Consider the following 20018-nt stretch of genomic DNA (forward strand, 5'->3'; position numbering starts at 1 on the left):
ACGCGCCCAGCCCCCTTTAACAGCCAAGCGATTCGAGGACATCATGACCGCTCCCAACGGCCCCGCCGCGCCGCTGCCCTGGCTGCTCCTCCTGCTCTCCGTCACCACAGGCCTGGTCGACGCGATCAGCGTGCTGGGCCTGGGCAAGGTGTTCACCGCCAATATGACCGGCAATATCGTCTTCCTGGGCTTCGCCGCCGTGGGTACGCCGGGGTTCCACGCGCTCTCCTATCTGGCCGCCATCGCCGCCTTCCTAATCGGGGCGCTGGTGGCGGGGCGCGTGGGCAGGCATCATGTCGGGCTGCCGCTGCGCCGCTGGCTGATGGTGGCCGCACTGGTAGAGGCTGTGCTGCTCTGGATCGCGGCGGGCGTCGCCACCGGCTTCGACATCGCCAGCCAGTCGCCCGGCAGCGCGCTCTATGCGATCATCGCGCTGACCGGCCTTGCCATGGGCTTCCGCAACGCGACCGTCCGCCAGCTCAAGGTGCCGGACCTCACCACCACGGTTCTCACCCTCACGCTCACCGGGCTGGCGGCGGATTCGGCGCTGGCGGGCGGCAGCAGCCCCAATCGCGGCCGCCGCATCGGCGGCGTCGCCGCCATCCTGCTGGGCGCGGCCATCGGGGCCTTGCTGGTCAATCGCGCCGGTCTCGTCGCGCCGCTGATCCTCTCGGGCGCGCTGGTCCTCTTCGGCACCGCCGCCTGCGCCCTGCACCCGGACGCCAAGGCGCCCGCCTGATCAGATGTCGCCCATGCCCTCCACATCCCGGTCCAGCGCGCCCAGCGCCACGAACTGATCGAGCAGCCAGGAGGCGGCCGGCCCCGGCGGCGTGTCGCGCCGCCAGATGGCGGAGAAACGGTACATGCCCCCGTCATGGTCGGGCATGGCGAGCCGCACCAACGTCCCCGCGACCAGATCCGGCTCGATCATCGGCAGCGGCATATTGCCCCATCCGATGCCTTCCCGCAGCAGCGCATGCTTGGCGCTGAGGTCGGCAAGGCGCCAGGTCTTGGGGCTGCGCACCGAATAATCCCGCCCCTCCGTAAATCGCGAACGGTCCGTCAGCACCAGCTGTATATGGTCGCGTCCGGCGCCCGGCGCGATGGCCTCCATCCGTCCCAGCGGATGATCGGGCGCGGCGACCGGCACCATCGCCACTGCTCCCGCCGTCCGGCTCTCGATCCCCTCGACCCCTGCGGACAACGGCCCGGATATGCCGACCACCGCCGCGCGGTCCAGCACCATGGCGGTGATCGCGCCCAGCGCCTCGGCATGCAGGCGAAGCTGGACCGTCGGGAATTCGCGGGCGAAGGCGCGCAGCACGCGGCCCAGGCGCTCCGACGGCAGCATCACGTCGACCGCCAGGTCGACCTCCGCCTCCAGCCCGTCGAGCAGCCCCTTCACCTTCGCGCGCAGGCCGTCCACGCCGTCGGCGATGCTGCGCGCCTCCGCCAGCAGGGCGCGGCCGGCGACGGTGAGTTGCGGTTTGCGCGTCCCCTCCCGGTCGAACAGCGTCAGGCCAAGCTGCGCCTCCAGATTGGCGATGCCATAGCTGATGACGGACACGGCGCGGTTCAGCCTGCGCCCCGCCGCCGCGAAACTGCCGCTGTCCACGATCGTCAGGAAGATGCGGAGCTGGTCGAAGGTCGGCATGCCCGGATTGTTCACTGTTCCATTTCCTCGAACGGTTCGATGCAATTTATCCCACTGAACGGGAAAGCCGCACGCCTGTAAAGAGATGTTCAACAGGGCAAGGCCATTTCCGGCCCCCGCCCGATGAGGAGACAAGACATGATCGAACTGCGTCCCTTCGACAGCCTCGGCGGCGCCAATCACGGCTGGCTCGATGCCAAGCATCATTTTTCCTTCGCCGGCTATCACGATCCCGCCCGCATGCACTGGGGCAATCTGCGCGTCTGGAACGACGACACCATCGCGCCCCAGACGGGCTTTCCGCCGCACCCGCACCGCGACATGGAAATCATCACCTATGTCCGCGAAGGCGCGATCACGCATCAGGACAGCCTGGGCAACAAGGGCCGGACAGAGGCCGGCGACGTCCAGGTGATGAGCGCGGGCACCGGCATCCGCCATTCGGAATATAATCTGGAGGATGTGACGACCCGGATCTTCCAGATCTGGATTCTGCCCACCCGCGACGGCGAAGCGCCAAGCTGGGGCGCCCGGCCCTTCCCCAAGGGCGACCGCGCCGGTCAGTTCGTCACCCTTGCCTCCGGCTACGACAATGACAATGACGCCCTGCCGATCCGCACCGATGCGCGGGTGGTGGCGGCGACGCTGAAGGCCGGGGAGAGCGCGGAATATCCGATCGGCCGCGACCGCAAGGCCTATCTGGTGCCGGCGACCGGCGCGATCCGGATCGACGACGTGCGCGTCAACGCCCGCGACGGCGCGGCGATCAGCGACATGGACGTGATCCGCGTCACCGCGATCGAGGACAGCGAGATCGTCCTGGTGGACGCGGCATAACGAAAGCAGGAGCGGACGCGGCCCTTGGGCCGCGTCCCTTCACCCTGCGCAAGAGGAGGACGACCATGCTGAATATCGCCCCGCCCGAGCTCAGCCCCGCAGAATGGCACGATGTGAAGGCTGCCCTGATCGCGGTGGCCGATTGCGGCTGCGGTGATCCGGCGCCCGCCGGACCGCTGCGCGCGCGCCTTTCCCATGCGCTGAACGCGATCATCGGCGCGCCCCGGACCGCCCGCACGCCGCCCGCCGATCTTCTGCCCCTGCGCGATTTCCTGTGCGAGACCGGCCGCACGCGGCAGATTGCCGAACGGCACATGCCCGCCCTTTACGAAAGAGGCTTTTCCCGGCGGCAGATCGATGCGCTGGCGCTCCTGGGCGCCTGATTTCGTCGCAACGGCCCACAGCGGGAGCGCGGTCGAACCGGCGATGAAAAGCGCGTCCGAGCGATAGAGACACAACGCGGCCCCCAGATGAGAGGGGTGGCCGCGACGAAGCCGTTGCGGCTGCCCTTCAAGCCGATCCTGCGATGCACCGGCGAAACGCCCTGCCCTGTCACGCCGCAACGACGCCGCCCGCATGGCGGCGGACACCCGGCGCAACCGCTTGCGAAAAATGCATTGACATGCACTTTTTATGCTTCTAGCGAATTATGCATCACAGTATATATTTGAATAACAAACCCTTCCAGCGAGAGGAGACTTGGGATGAAGCTGTCCGTTGCGTCCGCCACATGCGTCGGTGTGAGCTTGCTGGCACTTGTCGCTCCGGCCATGGCGCAGACCGCTCCCCAGGTCGACGGCGCCCAGCTCCGGTCGGAAGACCCGGCCGACGCCGGCACGGACGCCGGCGCCAGCGACATCATCGTCACCGGATCGCGCATCGTGCGCGACGGCTATACCGCGCCCACCCCCGTGACGGTCGCCACGACGGAGGATCTGGTCAAGGCGACGCCCACCAACGTGCCCGATGCGCTCAACAAGCTGCCGCAGTTCCAGAACAGCTCCAGCCCCTCGCGCAGTTCCCACAACTTCGCCAACAGCGCCAGCCATGGCAATGTCCTCAACCTGCGCGGCGTCGGCGGCAACCGCACGCTGATCCTGTTCGACGGCATGCGCGTGCCGCCCACCACCTATCAGGGCACGGTCGACACCAATGTCATCCCCAACGCCCTGCTCCAGCGCGTCGACATCGTGACGGCGGGCGCATCGGCCGCTTATGGGTCGGACGCCGTGGCGGGCGTCGTCAACTTCGTCCTCAACCGCAAGTTCACCGGCCTCACCGGCAGCGTCCAGGCCGGCGTGTCGCAGCGCGGGGACAATGGCAATCAGCGCATCAGCCTGGCCGGCGGCATGGACCTGTTCGGCGGGCGCGGCCATCTGCTTCTGTCGGGCGAATATTATAATAATGACGGCATGCTGCGGTCCGACCGCAAGGGCGGCAACGCCAATTACGTCTATGTCGGCAGCGTTCCGGGCAGCACAGCGGCGCCGGGCTCCAACGCCAATCCACGCATCCTTCAGGACAATATCCACCTGATCTTCGCCAGCGACAACGGCAAGATACTGGACGGCCCCTTCGCCAATTACCAGATCAACGGCGACGGCACGATCCGGCCCTTCGACAACGGCACGCCGACCGGAACGGCGGCGTTCAACATCGGCGGCGACGGCTTCGTCATCCCGTCGGACGTCCATGCGGTCGCGCCGCTGCGCACCTACCAGACCTTCGGCCGGTTCAGCTACGATGTGACGGACGACATCAATGTCTTCGTGCAGGGCAATTTCACCCGCAGCGAACTCAGCTATATCAGCCAGTCCAATGCCTGGGTCGGTACGCAGAACGCCCCCGTCTTCCAGGGCAACCCCTTCATCCCCGCCCGGATCGAGGCGGCGCTGACCCCCGGCCAGCAGTTCAACATCGGCAAATATTCGGGCGACAGCGCGAAAAAGCCCTTCACCCAGGAACGCACCGATTTCTGGATGGCGACGGCGGGCCTCGAAGGCAATCTGGGCGACGGCTGGAAATGGTCGGTCAACTATACCCATGGCAGTTCCAGGCACAGCGTCGACCAGCATGGCCTCTATGACTATCAGAAGGCCTATGCCGCGCTGGACGCCGTGCGCGACACCAACGGCAATATCGTCTGCCGCCCGACGCTGAGCGCCGATCCCGTCATCCGGGCGCGCTTCGCCGGATGCCAGCCGCTCAACATCTTCCTGACCGGCGACGCCTATACCAACCAGCCGGGCTATGATTATGCGACCGGCACCATGTCCTATGACGCGCGGATCAAGCATGACGCCGCCGCGCTGCAGTTCCAGGGTTCGCCCTTCGAACTGCCGGGCGGTCCGGTAGACATCGTGGTCGGCGGCGAATGGCGCAAGCAGTCGCTGGACCTCACCAGCAACAGCGACCCCTCGCGGCTCGACACCGCCGCTGAACGCAGCGAATATTTCGCCGGCCTGCGCGGCGTGTCCTCGACCTCCCTCTTCTACTGGCTGACCAATGTGGGCCAGGCGCAGGGCAGCGTGACGGTCAAGGAAGCCTTCGGTGAAATCAACCTGCCGATCGTCAGGGACATGCCGTTCCTCAACTCGCTGGAACTGAACGGCGCGGGCCGCATCACCGACTACAGCACGTCGGGCCAGGTCGAAACGTGGAAGGTCGGCCTCACCTGGAAGCCGGTACAGGACATATTGCTGCGCGGCACCATCTCCCGCGACATCCGCGCGCCCACCTTGTTCGACCTGTTCGCGGGCGACCAGAGCGGCATCGGGCTGCTGACCGATCCGGTGTCGGGCCAGAGCGGGAACGTCTCCACCGTGTCGGGCGGCAACCGCCTGCTCGATCCGGAAAAGGCGAAGACCAGAACCTTCGGTTTCGTGCTGACGCCGCGCTTCCTGCCCGGCTTCAGCCTGTCGGCAGACTATTTCAACCTGAAGATCGACGGCGCCATCGGCACGCTCGACACCACGCGGATCGTGCAGAACTGCGTCGCCAATGCCTCTGCGCCCGAATGCGCGCTGATCACCCGGCCAAGCCCGACCGCCTTCCCCAGCCTGGTCCGCATCGCGGCCGCCAATATCGCCAGGCTGGAAACGGCGGGCGTCGACATCGACGCCAGCTATGCGACGCGCCTTGGCAACGGCAATTTCAGCGCCCGCGCCTATGTGAGCTGGCTCGACAAATATGTGACGCGGCAGAGCGCGGCGGTGCCCGCCTATGACTCCGCGGGCTACGGCATCAACAATGGTCCCATCGCCCGGCCGAAATGGCGCGGCACGCTGAACCTCAACTATGTCAGCGACGGCGGGCTCACCATCTTCGTCTCCGAACAATATACCGGTCCGGTGAAGGTGGGATCGCGCGAACCGAACAACAATTATTCCGGGGCGAAGGCGCCTTCGGTCTGGTACACCGACCTCACCATCAGCCAGAAGATCGAGGGTTGGGGCGGCAGCCTGGAACCGTTCATCACGATCAACAATCTGTTCGACCGCGATCCGCCGCTGGTGGCCGCCGATATTCCGGGCGTGAACCTGCCGACGATCATCTCCACCTATGACACGGTGGGACGGGCGTTCACCGCCGGCGTCCGGTTCAAATTCTGATCACGGGGCGGGCGGCGCACCGAAGGGACGCCGCCCGCCCTTCATGGGGAGAGATGGGGTGAAGGCAGCAGCATTTCTGGCGGGCGCCGCCTGCCTTTCGCTGGTCGGCGGCAGCCTGGTCGCGGCGGCTCCGGCAGGTCCGGTGGTGGCGACCGCATCCGGACCCGTGCGCGGCGTGGCGCAGGGCGAAGGCGGCGTCTTCAAGGGCATCCCCTTCGCCCGGACGACCGGCGGCGACCATCGCTGGACGCCGCCGCACCCTGCCGCCCCCTGGACCACCCCTCGCGACGCCTCCCGCTTCGGCCCGATCTGCCCGCAGCCCGAGACCCCCCATGAACGCGGCGCTCCGCAAAGCGAGGACTGCCTGTCGATCAATGTCGCCACCCCCTCGTTCGACGGCAGGATGCCGGTTCTGGTGCTGATCCATGGCGGCGCCTTCTTCGTGGGTTCCGGCGCGGAACTGTTCGACGATGCCGCCCGGATCTATAACCGGCGCGGCATATTGGTGGTGTCGCTCAACTATCGGCTGGGGCGGCTCGGCTTCTTCTCGCACCCCGGCCTGCGCGCGGAGCAGCCGGGGGCGCCGACCGGCAATTACTGGCTGATGGACCAGGTCGCCGGTCTGAACTGGGTGCGCGACAATATCGCGCGCTTCGGCGGCGATCCGGACAAGGTCACGATCATGGGCTGCTCGGCGGGCGGCTCCAGCATCAACGCGCTGGTCGCCTCGCCCCAATCGCGCGGCCTGTTCGCCCGCGCCAGCGCGCATAGCGGCGGCGGCATCAACAATGCGACCCGTCTGCAGGCGCAGGCGGAGCGGGAGGGGGTCGCCTTCGCCGCGCGCGCGGGCGTGACCGGCGAGGGCAAAGAGGCCATCGCCGCCCTGCGCAGGCTCGATCCGGCGGCAGTCATGGCGGCCGATCCCGGCCCCCCCAATTTCGGCGCGGTGGTCGACGGCGAGATGATCCCGGAGGAAACCGCCATCGCCTTCGCCAGGGGGCATATCGCCCGCGTCCCCTATATCGCCGGCTCCACCAGCAATGAAGCGAGCATCTTCGGCCTGATGGGCTTTGACGAAAGGGTGCTGAAGGACCGCTTCGGCATCGACATGGCGGCGGTGCGGAAGGTCTATGATCCGCAGGGCAGGCTGCCCCCGGCGGAACTGCTGCGGCAGGTGCAGACCGACTTCATCTTCACCGCGGCGGCGACCGCGACGGCGGCTCTCGCGGGGCGCTGGCAGCCAAGCTGGTCCTATCATTTCGCCTATGTCCCGCCCGCCGAGCGCGGCAAGGCGGCGGGCGCGCCGCATTGCGCCGATTTCGGCTATACGCTGGGCGCGGCCAAGGCGTCGCAGGGCGCCGAAAATGCGCGTCTGGCCGCGATGATGCAGGATTATTGGGCGCATTTCATCAAGGACGGCGACCCCAACGGCCTTGGGTCGGGCAACAGGGCTCTGCCGCGCTGGACGGAATATGAAGGCCCTCATCGCGGCCCGCTGCTGATCGACCGCAGGACCGCCGTCGCCCCCGATTTCCGGGCTGGGCAGATCGCCTATTGGTGGCGACTCTGGGCCGACCGCACCGGCCAGACCCTGCCCTGAGCGAAGGAAGACGATGGCGCGTCGTCCGATCTGACGCAGCGTCCTCCTGGCCTCAGCCAATGGGTCCGATGCGGACGGACCCGCCGGTGGCAGGAGCCGCGCCAAGGCCGCGATAGTCGACAATGGCGGGATGCGGGGTCTCCATCGGCCGGTGATGGGTCGCGGTGACGACCAGGATGCTTGCGCCCGCACGCTCCGCCGCCATGATCCCCGCCACCGAATCCTCGATCACCAGACAGCGGTCCGCCGTCGTTCCCAGACGCTCGGCGGCCAGATGGAAGCAGTCCGGGGCGGGCTTGCCGCGTTCCACATCCTCCGCCGCGATCAGCAGCGGCGGAACGGGCAGCCCAGCGGCCAGGATGCGGCGCAGCGCAAGCTGCCGCGGGGCTGAGGTGACGACGGCCCAGCGGCAATCGGCCAGCGCCGCGAGAAACGCCGCCGCGCCCTCGATCGCCTCGATCCCGTCGACCGTATCGATCTCCGCCTGGGTGACGAGCGCCGCCTCCGCCACCGGATCGACGCCGGGCAGGCCCAGCCGCCCGATCGTCTCCACCGACTGCACGCCATGGACGGTCGGCAGGAAAGCGTCGACATCCAGTCCATGGCGCAGCGCCCATTCGCCCCAGACCCGTTCCGCCACCTTGATGGAGTTCAGGATCGTGCCGTCCATGTCGAGCAGAACCGCATCCACGGACCTGTGTTCCATCGGCACCGCCATCCTTGCGAAAAGACCATGCGGGCGGACCGGCATCCGCCCCCCGACCGCCTCCTACACAGGACCGCCGCGAAACGCACGCCCGTTTCGATCCGGCGGCTCGCCGCCGGATCGCCAGGTCACTTCGCCGTCGTCTCGACCCTGGCGTGGCTGCCCTCCTCGCTCGGGCGTATCCTGCCGCCGAACAGCATCTTGAGCTTTCCGGTCAGCGACACGTCCGCCTCCCACAACTCCGCCTCGTCGATGTCGAAGCGCAGCAGGGCCAGATTGGGGTCCGACCTGCCGCCCGGAAACCACGCTTCGACCGTCGTCGACCACAGCTTGTCGATCATCGCCGGATCATTGTCGATGCGCGCGCGACCGGCGAAACAGGCGAAGAAATCGTGCCCCTTGGAAACGAACTGGCCCATCGCCGCGCCGCCGCCGGCCAGACGGTTGTCCTTGCCCACGAAGAACCACAGCGTATCCACCTGGTCCTTGTCCAACTGGACGGTCAGCGGCTCGCTATGCTGCCCGCTGCCGGTCAGGCCCAGCATCATGAAGGGGCTGTCCGACATGCGATCCCACAGATGTTCCTTCAGCTTATGCGCATCGCTCATGATCATCATCTCCCGATTATGGAACGGACTATACGAATGGCGGGCGCGAAGGGTCCGCCCGCGCGGCGGGATGAAGCCGATCCGCCGCCCGGGCGTTGTCCCTCCAATGCAGGGAAGAAGGGAAGGAGAAGAAGTCAGATGACGATCCGCTGGCCCGCCCAATTGATCATCGCGCGCCATGGCCAGAGCGCTGGCAATGTCGCGCGGGACGCCGCTCATGAAGCGGCGGCCGACCGCATCGCCCTGTCCATCCGCGATGCCGACGTGCCGCTGAGCGATCTGGGGCGGGAACAGGCCGCTTCGCTCGGCCGCTGGTTCGCGCGCCAGCCAGAGGATTGCCGTCCGGATGTGCTGCTGTCCTCCCCCTATTTGCGCGCCTGCCAGACCGCCCGGCTCTTCCGCGACCATGGCGGCGCGGCGGGGGAGGAGCCGATCTGCTTCGACGAGCGGCTTCGCGAAAAGGAGTTCGGCATATTGGACGGCCTCACCACCGGCGGCATCCGCAACATCTTCCCCGACCAGGCCGAATTCCGCCGCCTGCTGGGAAAATTCTATCATCGCCCGCCCGGCGGAGAGAGCTGGTGCGACGTCATCCTTCGCCTGCGGTCGGTGATGGACACCATCTCGCTCCACTATGCCGGGCGGCGGGTGATGATCTTCAGCCATCAGGTCGTGGTGCTGTGCATGCGCTATATATTGGAGAGCCTCACGGAAACCGAGATTCTCGCCATCGACGCGAAGGGTGACGTCGCGAACTGCGCCGTGACCGATTATCGGCTGGAGGCGGATGCGGGCCGCGACGGCCGGCTGGTCCTTCAGCGCTACAATGTCACCGCGCCGATGGAGGAGGACCGCACGCCCGTCACCAAGGCGCCCGACGCCATTGCGGGAGCGCGCGGATGAGCCCGCCACGGATCGATCGCCGCTGGCTGCGCGACCATCCGCTGCCGGGGCTCGCGGACGCATCGGACAAGAATGAGCGCGGCCGCGTGGTTGTGATCGGCGGCGCCGAATTCGTCCCCGGCGCCCTGCGCCTGACGGGGGAGGCAGCGCTCAGGGCGGGGGCCGGCAAGGTGCAGCTGGCGACGGTCCAGTCGGTCGCGACCGCGCTGGGCGTGCTGGTGCCCGAGGCGTCGATGCTGGCGCTGCCGTCCGACCGCAATGGCGAGATCGCCGCCCAGGCCGTGGCCATGCTGGAGGACCATGTCGGACGATGCGACGCCATGGTCCTGGGACCGGGGATGAGCGTCAGCGACCGCACCGACACGCTGGTGGCGCGCCTGCTCGCGTCCCCGCGCCAGGGCCTTGGCGTCGTGCTGGATGCGGCGGCGCTGACCTCCGCCCGCGACCTGGCCCCCGTCATCGCCAGCCATGAGGGCCGCGTGATCATGACGCCCCATCGCGGGGAGATGGCGATCTTCGCGGGGATGGATGAAGCCGCCGTCGCCGCCGATCCCGAAGGCGTCGCAGCCGACATGGCCGGCCGCTTCCGGTCGGTCATCCTGCTCAAGGGGCAGGAAAGCATATTGGCCGATCCGTCCGGCCGGCTGCTCCGCTTCGACGGGGGCTGCGTAGGCCTGGCCACGGCGGGATCGGGCGATGTTCTGGCGGGCATCATCGGCGGCCTGCTGGCGCGTGGGGCCGATCCGTTCCGCGCCGCGGCCTGGGGCTGCTGGCTGCACGGGGCGGCGGGACGGGCGCTGTCGGAAGAGATCGGCAGGATCGGTTTCCTGGCGCGCGAACTCGCCGCCGTCGTCCCCCGCCTGCTGGATGAGACGATGACCGCGCCGCAGAATAGGTGAGACGGAAGCGGACTTCGCTTCGCTGCCGCCGTCCCGCCTCATCCCGGCCGGGCCATGGGACCAAAGGCCGGAGAGAAGAGGCTGGCCGCCGGCAGGCCCTGCTGATAAGCCATTGGCCGGGCCTCCATGCCCTGGGGAGACATGCTGCCGATGATCTTTGCCGACTTCCTCCGCAATCGTCGCCGCGAGCAATTGTCGGATCAGGATCTCGCGGCGCTGGAGGCCAGCGTCAGCCAAGTCCGCAAGACCCATGCGCGCCAGCTGCTCGCCCATGCGGGCGAACCGATCGCATGCAGCACTTACCTGATGGAAGGGTTCATCTGCCGCTACATGGACGACCGCAACGGCCTACGCCAGCTCGTCGCCGTCCACGTCCCCGGCGATTTCGTCGACCTCCACGGCTATCCGCTGGGGCGGCTGGACCATGATGTCGCGACCCTCAGCGCTTCCAAGATCGCCATGGTCCCGCATGAGGCGCTGGACGGCCTGCTGGCCCAGCGGCCCAATCTGACGAAGCTGCTGTGGTTCAGCACGCTGCTGGACGCCGCCATGCACCGGGAATGGATATTCCGCCTCGGCCGGCTCGACGCCGTCGCGCGGATCGCGCATTTCTTCTGCGAGATCGAGGCGAAGCTGCGCGCCGTGGGGCTGAGCGACGGCAGCCGGTTCGCGCTGCCGCTGACCCAGGCCGATCTGGGCGAGGCGTGCGGCATGACGTCGGTGCACATCAATCGCATGTTGCGGGAACTCCGGGAACGGGAACTGCTCCAGGTCCAGCGCGGCAGGGTCACCATCTCCGATCTCGCCGCGCTGCGGCGGCTGTGCGATTACGACCCATCCTACCTGTTCATCGGCGGCTGAGGGAACCGCATCCGTCTGCGGAGCGTCCTTCCCACATGAACGGAAGAGGATGGTCCATGCCCCGAGACGGCGTTTTCGATGAATCCGGCAAGGCCTATGCAGAGGAAGGACAGGTGATGCTCGACGGCCCGGACGGTGTCGCCATCAGCATGACGCCGGATGCCGCGGAAGAGACGGCGAACGAACTCATCAGGGCAGCGTCGGAGGCGCGGCAACAGATCGACGACAGGGAAAGCGGCGCGTCCGGCTCGTGACGCGCATCGGATAGGCCTGACTTGATCGAAGTCAATCTGCGACGCATTCAGGGCGGCCGCTTCCCATGGTAATCGCCGATGCTCCTGCCCTGAAAGGAGATGACGTGGAGACCTATTCGACCGAACAGGCCCTGGCGGGGGTGGATGGCCTTGACGACATTCTCTCCGGCGGGCTGACCCGCGGCCGGGTCTTCCTGCTGGAAGGCAGTCCGGGCACGGGCAAGACCACCATCGCGATGCAGTTCCTGATCGAGGGCGCCCGGCGCGGCGAACGCTGCCTCTACATCACCCTGTCCGAAACCGAGGACGAGATGCGCGAGAGCGCGGCATCGCATGGCTGGACGCTGGAGGGGGTGGACCTGTTCGAACTGGTGCCGCCCGAAAGCCTGCTGGACGAGCAGCAGCAGCAAAGCCTGCTCTATTCGTCCGACCTGGAACTGGGCGAGACCACCCGCCGCATCTTCGATGCGTTCGAGCGGGTCCGGCCGGACCGGGTGGTGCTGGACAGCCTGTCGGAAATCCGCCTGCTGGCGCAAAGCTCGCTGCGCTACCGCCGCCAGATACTGGCGCTCAAGCACTTCTTCTCGAAACAGAATGCGACGGTGCTGATGCTGGACGACCTGACGGCGGAGGTGGCGGACAAGACCGTGCACAGCGTCGCCCATGGCGTCATCCGGCTGGAGGAACTGTCGCCCGGCTACGGCCCGGAGCGCCGCCGGATGCGCATCATCAAATATCGCGGCCGGCATTTTCGCGGCGGCTTCCACGATTTCGTCATCGAGAAGGGCGGCGTCCGTGTCTTTCCCCGGCTGGTGTCGGCCGAACACAAGACCAGCTTCGTTCGCGACGTGCTGAAAAGCGATTCCGGCGAACTCGACGCCCTGCTGGGCGGCGGGATCGAGCGGGGCTCCAGCGTGCTCGTCCTCGGCCCGGCGGGCACCGGCAAATCCCTGCTCGCCCTCACCTTCGTCACGGCGGCGATCCGGCGCGGGGAAAAGGCGGCGATGTTCGTCTTCGACGAGGAGATGGGCCTGCTCTTCAACCGCGCCCTGGGCCTTGGCATCGACATGCAGGCCATGGCCGGGAGCGGCGACCTGATCGTCGAGCAGGTGGACGCGGCCGAACTGTCCCCCGGCGAATTTGCCCAGCGGGTGCGCAACTGCGTGGAACGGCATGGCGTGAGGACCGTCGTCATCGACAGCCTGAACGGCTATCAGTCCGCCATGCCGGAAGAAAATGCGCTGGTCCTGCACATGCATGAGCTGCTGCAATATCTGAACCGGCAGGGGGCCACCACCTTTCTGACGGTCGCGCAGCATGGGCTGGTGGGCGACATGAAGACGCCGGTCGATGTCACCTATCTGGCCGACACGGTCATCCTGCTGCGCTATTTCGAAGCGCTGGGCCGGGTGCGCCGCGCCATGTCGATCATCAAGAAGCGGACCGGATCGCATGAGGACACGATCCGCGAATTCCGCATCGGGTCTTACGGCATTCGCCTGGGCGAACCGCTGGTGGGCTTCCAGGGCGTGCTGCGCGGGGTTCCGCATTTCGTCGGCAGCGCGCCGGCGCTGCTCGAAGACGAGAAGGCGTGATACCGCATCTTTCCGAACGGGCGCTGATCCTCGCTCCCGTCGGGCGCGATGCGGAGATCGCCGCATCGATGCTGGCCGAGGCGGGATTGCGGTCGCAGATCTGCCGGGATCTTCCCGCCCTGCTGAACGGCATCGACCATGGCGCCGGCTTCGCGCTGGTGACGGAGGAGGCGCTGCACAATCGCGACCTGCACCCGCTGGTCGGCTGGTTGCAGGATCAGCCGGAATGGTCGGACTTCCCCTTCATCCTGTTGACCCGCCGCGGCGGCGGGCTGGAACGCAACCCGTCGGCGTCGCGCTATCTGGAGATGCTGGGCAACGTCAATTTCCTGGAGCGGCCCTTCCACCCCACCACGCTGATCAGCCTCGCCCGTTCGGCGCTGCGCGGCCGCCGGCGGCAATATGACGCCCGCGCGAGGCTGGAGGAACTGCATCGCGGCGCGGAGAAATATCGCACCCTGTTCGATTCGATCGAGGCGGGCTTCTGCATCATAGAGATGATCTTCGACGAGGCGGGGAAGCCGGTCGACTATCTCTTCATAGAGACCAATCCCGCCTTTGCGCGCCATACCGGGCTCAGCGATGCGGTGGGAAAGCGGATGCGCTCGCTCGTGCCGGAGCATGAACAGCATTGGTTCGACATTTACGGCCAGGTCGCCTGCACCGGCGAGGCCGTCCGCTTCGAGGACGCGGCCGATGCGCTGGGCGGCTATTGGTACGACGTCTATGCCTTTCGCGTGGGCGACCCCAGGGCGCCCCAGATCGCCGTGCTGTTCAACGACATCACCGAACGCCGCCGCATGGAGGCAGCGCTTCGCCAGAGCGAGGAGCGCCTGCGCGCGCTCAACGAAACGCTGGAGGAGCGAGTGCAGCAGCGCTCGCATGAACTGGAACTGGCGCAGGAGGCGCTGCGCCAGTCGCAGAAGCTGGAATCCATGGGCCAGTTGACCGGCGGCGTCGCCCATGATTTCAACAACCTGCTGACGCCGATCGTCGGCAGCCTCGACCTGCTCCACCGCCGCGGCCTGGGCACCGATCGGGAGCGGCGACTGATCGAAGGCGCCCTGCAATCGGCCGACCGGGCGAAGATGCTGGTGCAAAGGCTGCTCGCCTTCGCGCGGCGGCAGCCCCTGCAACCCACCGCCATCGACATTGGGGGATTGGTGCGGGACATGCGCGACCTGATCGTCAGCACGTCGGGCCCGCGCGTGCAGGTCGAACTGGCGGTGGCGGACGACCTGCCGGCCGCCCATGCCGACGCCAACCAGATCGAAATGGCGTTGCTGAACCTGGCGGTGAATGCGCGCGACGCGATGCCGGACGGCGGGCAGCTTCGCATCGGCGTGAACTGCGACAGCATGGCGGCCGACAACCGGCTGCATCTGCGGGAGGGGCGATATGTAAGGCTGTCGGTGGCCGACACCGGCATCGGCATGGACCAGCAGACAGCTGAAAAGGCGATAGAGCCCTTCTTCACGACCAAGGGCGTGGGCCAGGGGACCGGCCTTGGCCTGTCGATGGTGCATGGCCTGGCCGCGCAGCTGGGCGGCGGCCTCACCATCGAAAGCGCCGTGGGCCATGGCACGACGATCAGCCTCTGGCTGCCGACCAGCGAGATCGAGGCCGGGAAGGAAGCCGCCGGGCCGGACATCGCCCCGGTCAAGCTGGACCATGGCATGGCGCTGGTGGTGGATGATGAGGAACTGGTGCGCGCCAGCACCGTGCACATGCTGCGCGAACTGGGATATGACGTGCTGGAGGCCAGCTCCGCCGAACATGCGCTCGCGATCATGAGGACAGAGCCGGGCATCGACGTGCTGGTCACCGACCATCTGATGCCCGGCACGACCGGCACCGACCTGATCGAGCAGGCGAGGGCGCTGAAGCCGGAGATCAGGGCGCTGCTGATTTCCGGCTATGCCGAAAATGCCGGAATTTCGGCGGAACTGCCACGGTTGACCAAGCCTTTCAAGCAGATCGATCTGGCCAAGAGCCTTGCGGCCCTGTGAAGGCGGCGTGCGGCTGCCGGCGTCCGACCGTGGGTTTCAGGCACATTATGCATGGAATTGCGGAGGTTGGCGTGGAACTTTTCTGACGCGGCTGCGTAACGACTCCACGATGCGCGGGCGATCCTCGCGCCGGGGGCAAGCGCAATGGGCAGCGCAGGGGGATGAACGAAAATGGCATGGGCTTTTGGCGGCGCGGCGTTCGGCGGAGTGGCCGTGGGCCTTCTGTCCCTATACGGTACGGCCGCCCAGGCGCAGAGCATCGAAGAACTGCGCGACATGCCGATCGCCGCGCTGTCGAAGCTGGACGTCACGTCCGTCACCCGGTCGGCGGCTTCGCTGGCCGACTCCCCGGCATCCATCTATGTCATCACCCATGACGACATCGTCCGTTCAGGCACGCTGACGCTGCCCGGCATTCTCCGGCTCGCCCCCAATCTGCAGGTCATGCGCGGCGGCCCCAACGATACGGTCGTCGCCGCCCGCGGGCTTGGCGGCAACGACGCCGCTCAGAATTTCTCCAACAAGCTGCTCGTGCTGATCGACGGGCGCAGCGTCTATTCGCCGCTTTATTCCGGCGTCTATTGGGACATGCAGGACATATTGCCGGAGGATGTCGACCGCATAGAGGTGATCTCCGGCCCCGGCGCCACGCTCTGGGGATCGAACGCCGTCAATGGCGTGATCAACATCATCACCCGCGACGCAGGGGCGACACAGGGCCTGTACGGCACCGGCGTGGTCGGCAACAGCACCTATGATCTGGGGCTGCGCTATGGCGGCCATGCCGGCGGCAACGCCAGCTATCGCCTGTTCGTGAAGCGCCATGAGAATTTCGAAAGCGCGTCGAACGCGGACGACGGCAACCGCCGGACCCAGGGCGGCTTCCGCTTCGACTGGAACGCGACCCCCGCCGACGCGCTGATGGTGCAGGGGGACGGCTATTACGGCTCCCGCTCGCGGGGGACCGCGTCCGACGAGAGCCTGCACGGCTACGACCTGCTTGCCCGCTGGCGCCATGGCGCGGCGTCCGGCGCGACGCTCCAGCTCCAGGCCTATTACGACCACACCGCCCGCAAGATCGAGGATGACGGCGGCCGCTTCGCGCTCGACACCTTCGATGTGGAGGGGCAGCACAGCTTCACCCTGGGGCGCAACCACAGCATCGTCTGGGGCGGCGGGGCGCGCCTCGGCCGCTATGTGATCCGCGACATTCCCGGCCTGGACTTCGTGCCCGAGCGGCGAAACCTTTTCGTCGGCAATCTGTTCGCGCAGGACAGCATCGCCCTGACGCCGTCCATCACGGGCACGGTCGGGGCCAAGCTGGAGCAGCGCAGCTACATGGACCTGACCTTCCTCCCCAGCGTTCGCCTGTCCTGGAAGCCCGACCCCGGAACCCTGGTCTGGGGCGCGGTCTCCCGCGCGGTGCGTTCCCCCACCCCCTTCGACGAGGATGTGGTCGAATCCATCGAAGGCACCGTCTTCCTGACCGCCCTTCCAAGCTTCCGCTCCGAAAAGCTGACCGCCTTCGAACTGGGCACGCGGCTGATGCTCTCGCCCCGCGCGTCGCTTTCGGTCTCGGCCTTCTACAATGTCTATGACGACCTGCGGACGGTGGAGCCGGCGCCGGAGGGGCTGCTGCCGCTGCGCTGGGGCAATGGGATAAAGGGCGACAGCTATGGCTTCGACGCCTGGGCCGACATCCGTCTGGCAAGCTGGTGGCGGCTCAAGCCCGGCTACAGCCTGCTGATCCAGAAGTTCCGCTTCAAGCCGGACTCGGTGCCCCTGCTCGGCGTGTCGCAGGTCGGCAACGATCCCAAACACCGCGCGACGCTGCGCTCTTCCATGGACATCGGGCCGGAGGTCAATGTCGATTTCGACCTGCGCTATGTGTCCGCCCTGCCCGACCCCCATGTGCCGGGCTATGTGGAGCTGGGGGCAAGACTGGGCTGGCAATTCGATGAGCGCGCCGAACTGTCGGTATCGGGCTTCAACCTGCTGCACCGCCGCCACCGTGAGCTTCCCGCTTCGCAGGCGACGCCGCTCCGCCGCAGCGTGTTCGTGGCGCTCAAATGGACGATCTGAACCCTTCACCGCGCGGCAGGCGGGCACGACGCCGGCGATGGGCCGCCCTGTCCTGTCTCGCGGCGGCCGCGATCGTCGTTCCGGCGCCGGTGCCGGCCAATTCGCCGACGACGCTGGAACGCGCGATCCAGGCGAATTTCCTGTTCAAGTTCGCGCCCTTCGTGGAATGGCCCCCGGCGGCATTTTCCGGGACGGAAAGGAATTTCGTCATCTGCGTCGTCGGAGAGGACCCGTTCGGCACCCTGCTCAACGAGGTGGTGCGAGGCCAGAAGATGGTCGGCCGGCCGGTGGTGGTGCGGCGTGCTGGCGGCGAAGCGGGCCCGACCGGCTGCCACATCCTGTTCGCCGGACACTCGACCGATCCCGGCTATGCGCCCTTCGCGACGACAGAGGGGCAGCCGGTGCTGACGGTCGCGGACAAGAGCGCGGGGCCCAGCGGCGCGATGATCGAATTCGTGCGGCAGAGCGGCCGGGTGCGGTTCCAGATCGATGACGGCGCGGCCCGGGCCAACGGCCTCAAGATCAGTTCCAAATTGCTGGGCCTTGCCATCGCGGTGAACCGGAAATGAAGCAAGCGACCCCAAGCCGGCTCAGCCTGGGCAAAGTCGTCGGACAGATGGCGACGCCCCTTTCCGCCGTCCTGATCGCCTTCCTGCTGCTGGCCGCGGGGCTGGCCGCCGCCATCCAGCTCGAACAGCTCGGCCGCGTCGAAAAGCTGCGGCAGACGACCGTCCAGGCGCAGGTTCTGGCCAATGGGATCGCCGCCCCGCTGGCGTTCGAGGACGATGTCGCGCTCCAGGAATATCTGAACGCGCTGAAGGCCGATCCCCAGATCGTCGCGGTCGCCGCCTATGACGGCAAGGGCGCCTTCGCCGCCGGCTTCGCGCGCCCTCCCGCCCGGCTGCCCAAGCGGGCGGAGGAGGCCAGCCGGGACGCGCCGCCCGCCGCGCTCGCCGTCACCGTCCCGGTGAAGCAGGGCGGCACGCGGCTCGGCTCCGTCTATCTCCAATCCACCATGGACAGCCTGTCGCGCCGCCTGACCCGCTATCTGGGCATCGCCGTCATCGTCATCGCGGCGGCGGTGCTGATCGTGATGCTCGCCGCCTCCTATTCCTCGCTGCGCCGCGCGCACCAGGCTCTCCAGGCGGAAATCGCCAGCCGCCAGCAGGCCGAAGAGGCGCTGCGCCAGTCGCAGAAGATGGAGGCGATGGGCCAGTTGACCGGCGGCGTCGCGCATGATTTCAACAATCTGCTGATGGTCGCTTCCGGCGGTCTCGACCTCATGGAACGCACCCAGGACGCGGCCAGGCTGGAGAAGCTGCGCGCCGGGATACGCCAGGCGCTGGACCGGGGCGCGAAACTGACGCGGCAACTGCTCGCCTTCTCCCGCCGCACCCCGCTCAACCCGGAGGTCGTCGACCTGCGGGAGCGGATCAGGGGCATGGATGCGCTGCTCGAACGATCGCTGGGCGAAAGCATAGGGGTGACCATGCACCTTCCCGCGGACCTCTGGCCGGTGGAGGTGGATGCGTCGGAACTGGAGGTGGCGATCCTCAACATCGCCCTCAACGCCCGGGACGCCATGCAGAAGGGCGGCACCATCGTCATCGAAGGCGCGAACCGCCCGGTCCATGGCGACCTGCCCGACCGGGTGCAGATCGCGGTGACGGACAGCGGCGCCGGCATCGCGCCGGAACTGGTCAACAAGATCTTCGAACCCTTCTACACGACCAAGGCGGTCGGTCAGGGCACGGGGCTTGGCCTCAGCCAGGTCTACGGCTTCGCGCGGGCGTCGGGCGGGGAGGTGCTGGTCGACAGCATCGTCGGTAGGGGGACGACCATCACCCTGCTGCTGCCGCGATCCCTGCTCGCGCCCCGGGAAAGCGACAGGCCGGCCGAACCCGTCGGCGCCTCCGGCAGGCAGCGCATCCTGCTGGTGGAGGATGACGACACGGTGGCCGACACGGTGGGCGGCATGCTGACGACGCTGGGCTATGAGATGGAGCGGGTCGACAATGGCGACGCGGCGCTGCGCCGGCTGGAGCGAGCGGACGATTTCTCCCTGATCCTTTCCGACATGATCATGCCGGGCGAGGTCGGCGGCATGGAGCTGGCGCTGCGGATCAGGAAGCACTGGCCGCATCTGGGCACGATGCTGATGACGGGCTACAGCGCCGCGGCGGCCTCCGCCGCGAAGGAGGGCGTGCCGCTGCTGGCCAAGCCGTTCACGATCCAGGACCTGTCGGTCCACCTGATGGCGGCGCTGGACCACAGCAAGGCGTGACCGCCGTCCCGCCACAAGCCGCGCCCTCACCCCCCTCAGCCCGGCAGCTTGGCCAGGATGATCGCGCAAATCGCGATCACCAGTCCGAACGACAGCGTCGCCAGAAAGACGACAT

17 protein-coding genes are annotated in these 20018 nt (G+C 67.4%); 14 read left to right on the forward strand and 3 right to left on the reverse strand.

Annotated features, from left to right (window positions below):
* The first annotated feature begins 43 nt into the window (after positions 1-43).
* Positions 44-739: a YoaK family protein gene (locus EWH10_RS16215; RefSeq protein ID WP_044660939.1), complete on the forward strand. Its 696-nt coding sequence runs from the start codon at positions 44-46 to the stop codon at positions 737-739.
* On the opposite strand, the gene EWH10_RS16220 is transcribed toward EWH10_RS16215, so the two are convergent.
* Entirely contained in the window at positions 740-1669 is a 930-nt protein-coding gene (locus EWH10_RS16220) for a LysR family transcriptional regulator (protein ID WP_025548711.1), read from the reverse strand. It abuts the gene before it with no gap.
* Between the two features lie 123 nt (positions 1670-1792).
* Between EWH10_RS16220 and EWH10_RS16225 the strand changes: the two genes are divergently transcribed.
* The 4 genes from EWH10_RS16225 to EWH10_RS16240 all read left to right on the forward strand — a co-directional run bounded on the left by EWH10_RS16225 (position 1793) and on the right by EWH10_RS16240 (position 7702).
* Positions 1793-2491, forward strand: coding sequence for a pirin family protein (locus tag EWH10_RS16225; protein ID WP_025548712.1), 699 nt, complete (start codon positions 1793-1795; stop codon positions 2489-2491).
* A 65-nt stretch (positions 2492-2556) separates the two neighbouring features.
* Positions 2557-2874 carry a hypothetical protein gene (locus EWH10_RS16230; RefSeq protein ID WP_044660941.1) on the forward strand — a complete coding sequence of 106 codons (318 nt, stop codon included), beginning with the start codon at positions 2557-2559 and terminating at the stop codon, positions 2872-2874.
* Positions 2875-3195: 321 nt separating this feature from the next.
* Positions 3196-6102: a TonB-dependent receptor domain-containing protein gene (locus EWH10_RS16235; protein ID WP_044660942.1), complete on the forward strand. Its 2907-nt coding sequence runs from the start codon at positions 3196-3198 to the stop codon at positions 6100-6102.
* A 58-nt stretch (positions 6103-6160) separates the two neighbouring features.
* Entirely contained in the window at positions 6161-7702 is a 1542-nt protein-coding gene (locus EWH10_RS16240; RefSeq protein ID WP_083199017.1) for a carboxylesterase/lipase family protein, read from the forward strand.
* 52 nt (positions 7703-7754) lie between these two features.
* Here the strand turns inward: EWH10_RS16240 and EWH10_RS16245 are convergent, their stop codons facing one another.
* Together EWH10_RS16245 and EWH10_RS16250 are read right to left on the reverse strand one after the other, a co-directional pair.
* Complete coding sequence (locus EWH10_RS16245) at positions 7755-8408, reverse strand: HAD-IA family hydrolase (protein ID WP_229742677.1); 654 nt, start codon at positions 8406-8408, stop codon at positions 7755-7757.
* A 128-nt stretch (positions 8409-8536) separates the two neighbouring features.
* Entirely contained in the window at positions 8537-9016 is a 480-nt protein-coding gene (locus EWH10_RS16250) for a pyridoxamine 5'-phosphate oxidase family protein (RefSeq protein ID WP_025548719.1), read from the reverse strand.
* 138 nt (positions 9017-9154) lie between these two features.
* Between EWH10_RS16250 and EWH10_RS16255 the strand changes: the two genes are divergently transcribed.
* The 9 genes from EWH10_RS16255 to EWH10_RS16295 all read left to right on the forward strand — a co-directional run bounded on the left by EWH10_RS16255 (position 9155) and on the right by EWH10_RS16295 (position 19903).
* Positions 9155-9919 carry a histidine phosphatase family protein gene (locus tag EWH10_RS16255; RefSeq protein WP_044660945.1) on the forward strand — a complete coding sequence of 255 codons (765 nt, stop codon included), beginning with the start codon at positions 9155-9157 and terminating at the stop codon, positions 9917-9919.
* On the forward strand, positions 9916-10818 hold the full coding sequence (locus EWH10_RS16260; protein WP_065846321.1) for an NAD(P)H-hydrate dehydratase: 903 nt from the start codon (positions 9916-9918) through the stop codon (positions 10816-10818). The genes EWH10_RS16255 and EWH10_RS16260 overlap by 4 nt, the downstream gene beginning before the upstream one ends.
* A gap of 150 nt (positions 10819-10968) precedes the next feature.
* Positions 10969-11679, forward strand: coding sequence for a Crp/Fnr family transcriptional regulator (locus EWH10_RS16265; RefSeq protein ID WP_025548724.1), 711 nt, complete (start codon positions 10969-10971; stop codon positions 11677-11679).
* Positions 11680-11735: 56 nt separating this feature from the next.
* Positions 11736-11933: a hypothetical protein gene (locus tag EWH10_RS16270; protein WP_044660946.1), complete on the forward strand. Its 198-nt coding sequence runs from the start codon at positions 11736-11738 to the stop codon at positions 11931-11933.
* Positions 11934-12037: 104 nt separating this feature from the next.
* Positions 12038-13528: an ATPase domain-containing protein gene (locus EWH10_RS16275; RefSeq protein ID WP_025548727.1), complete on the forward strand. Its 1491-nt coding sequence runs from the start codon at positions 12038-12040 to the stop codon at positions 13526-13528.
* Positions 13525-15537 (forward strand): hybrid sensor histidine kinase/response regulator, encoded by a 2013-nt coding sequence (locus EWH10_RS16280; protein ID WP_065846322.1) that lies wholly within the window; start codon positions 13525-13527, stop codon positions 15535-15537. Before EWH10_RS16275 ends, EWH10_RS16280 begins: the two co-directional genes overlap by 4 nt.
* A 171-nt stretch (positions 15538-15708) precedes the next feature.
* Positions 15709-17619: a TOL_0244 family TonB-dependent receptor gene (locus EWH10_RS16285; RefSeq protein ID WP_065846323.1), complete on the forward strand. Its 1911-nt coding sequence runs from the start codon at positions 15709-15711 to the stop codon at positions 17617-17619.
* Positions 17607-18188: a TOL_0243 family YfiR-like periplasmic protein gene (locus EWH10_RS16290; protein WP_044660949.1), complete on the forward strand. Its 582-nt coding sequence runs from the start codon at positions 17607-17609 to the stop codon at positions 18186-18188. The genes EWH10_RS16285 and EWH10_RS16290 overlap by 13 nt, the downstream gene beginning before the upstream one ends.
* Positions 18185-19903, forward strand: a complete 1719-nt coding sequence (locus EWH10_RS16295) for an ATP-binding protein (RefSeq protein WP_044660950.1) — start codon at positions 18185-18187, stop codon at positions 19901-19903. The genes EWH10_RS16290 and EWH10_RS16295 overlap by 4 nt, the downstream gene beginning before the upstream one ends.
* Positions 19904-20018 lie beyond the last annotated feature (115 nt).

It is taken from the genome of Sphingobium fuliginis (assembly GCF_004152845.1).
GTDB lineage: Bacteria > Pseudomonadota > Alphaproteobacteria > Sphingomonadales > Sphingomonadaceae > Sphingobium > Sphingobium fuliginis.

Coding starts and splice junctions, on each gene's coding strand:
- EWH10_RS16215 (WP_044660939.1), top strand. CDS start 44: ATGACCGCTCCCAACGGCCCCGCCGCGCCGCTGCCCTGGCTGCTCCTC.
- EWH10_RS16225 (WP_025548712.1), top strand. CDS start 1,793: ATGATCGAACTGCGTCCCTTCGACAGCCTCGGCGGCGCCAATCACGGC.
- EWH10_RS16230 (WP_044660941.1), top strand. CDS start 2,557: ATGCTGAATATCGCCCCGCCCGAGCTCAGCCCCGCAGAATGGCACGAT.
- EWH10_RS16235 (WP_044660942.1), top strand. CDS start 3,196: ATGAAGCTGTCCGTTGCGTCCGCCACATGCGTCGGTGTGAGCTTGCTG.
- EWH10_RS16245 (WP_229742677.1), bottom strand. CDS start 8,408: ATGGAACACAGGTCCGTGGATGCGGTTCTGCTCGACATGGACGGCACG.
- EWH10_RS16250 (WP_025548719.1), bottom strand. CDS start 9,016: ATGAGCGATGCGCATAAGCTGAAGGAACATCTGTGGGATCGCATGTCG.
- EWH10_RS16255 (WP_044660945.1), top strand. CDS start 9,155: ATGACGATCCGCTGGCCCGCCCAATTGATCATCGCGCGCCATGGCCAG.
- EWH10_RS16260 (WP_065846321.1), top strand. CDS start 9,916: ATGAGCCCGCCACGGATCGATCGCCGCTGGCTGCGCGACCATCCGCTG.
- EWH10_RS16265 (WP_025548724.1), top strand. CDS start 10,969: ATGATCTTTGCCGACTTCCTCCGCAATCGTCGCCGCGAGCAATTGTCG.
- EWH10_RS16270 (WP_044660946.1), top strand. CDS start 11,736: ATGCCCCGAGACGGCGTTTTCGATGAATCCGGCAAGGCCTATGCAGAG.
- EWH10_RS16285 (WP_065846323.1), top strand. CDS start 15,709: ATGGCATGGGCTTTTGGCGGCGCGGCGTTCGGCGGAGTGGCCGTGGGC.
- EWH10_RS16290 (WP_044660949.1), top strand. CDS start 17,607: ATGGACGATCTGAACCCTTCACCGCGCGGCAGGCGGGCACGACGCCGG.
- EWH10_RS16295 (WP_044660950.1), top strand. CDS start 18,185: ATGAAGCAAGCGACCCCAAGCCGGCTCAGCCTGGGCAAAGTCGTCGGA.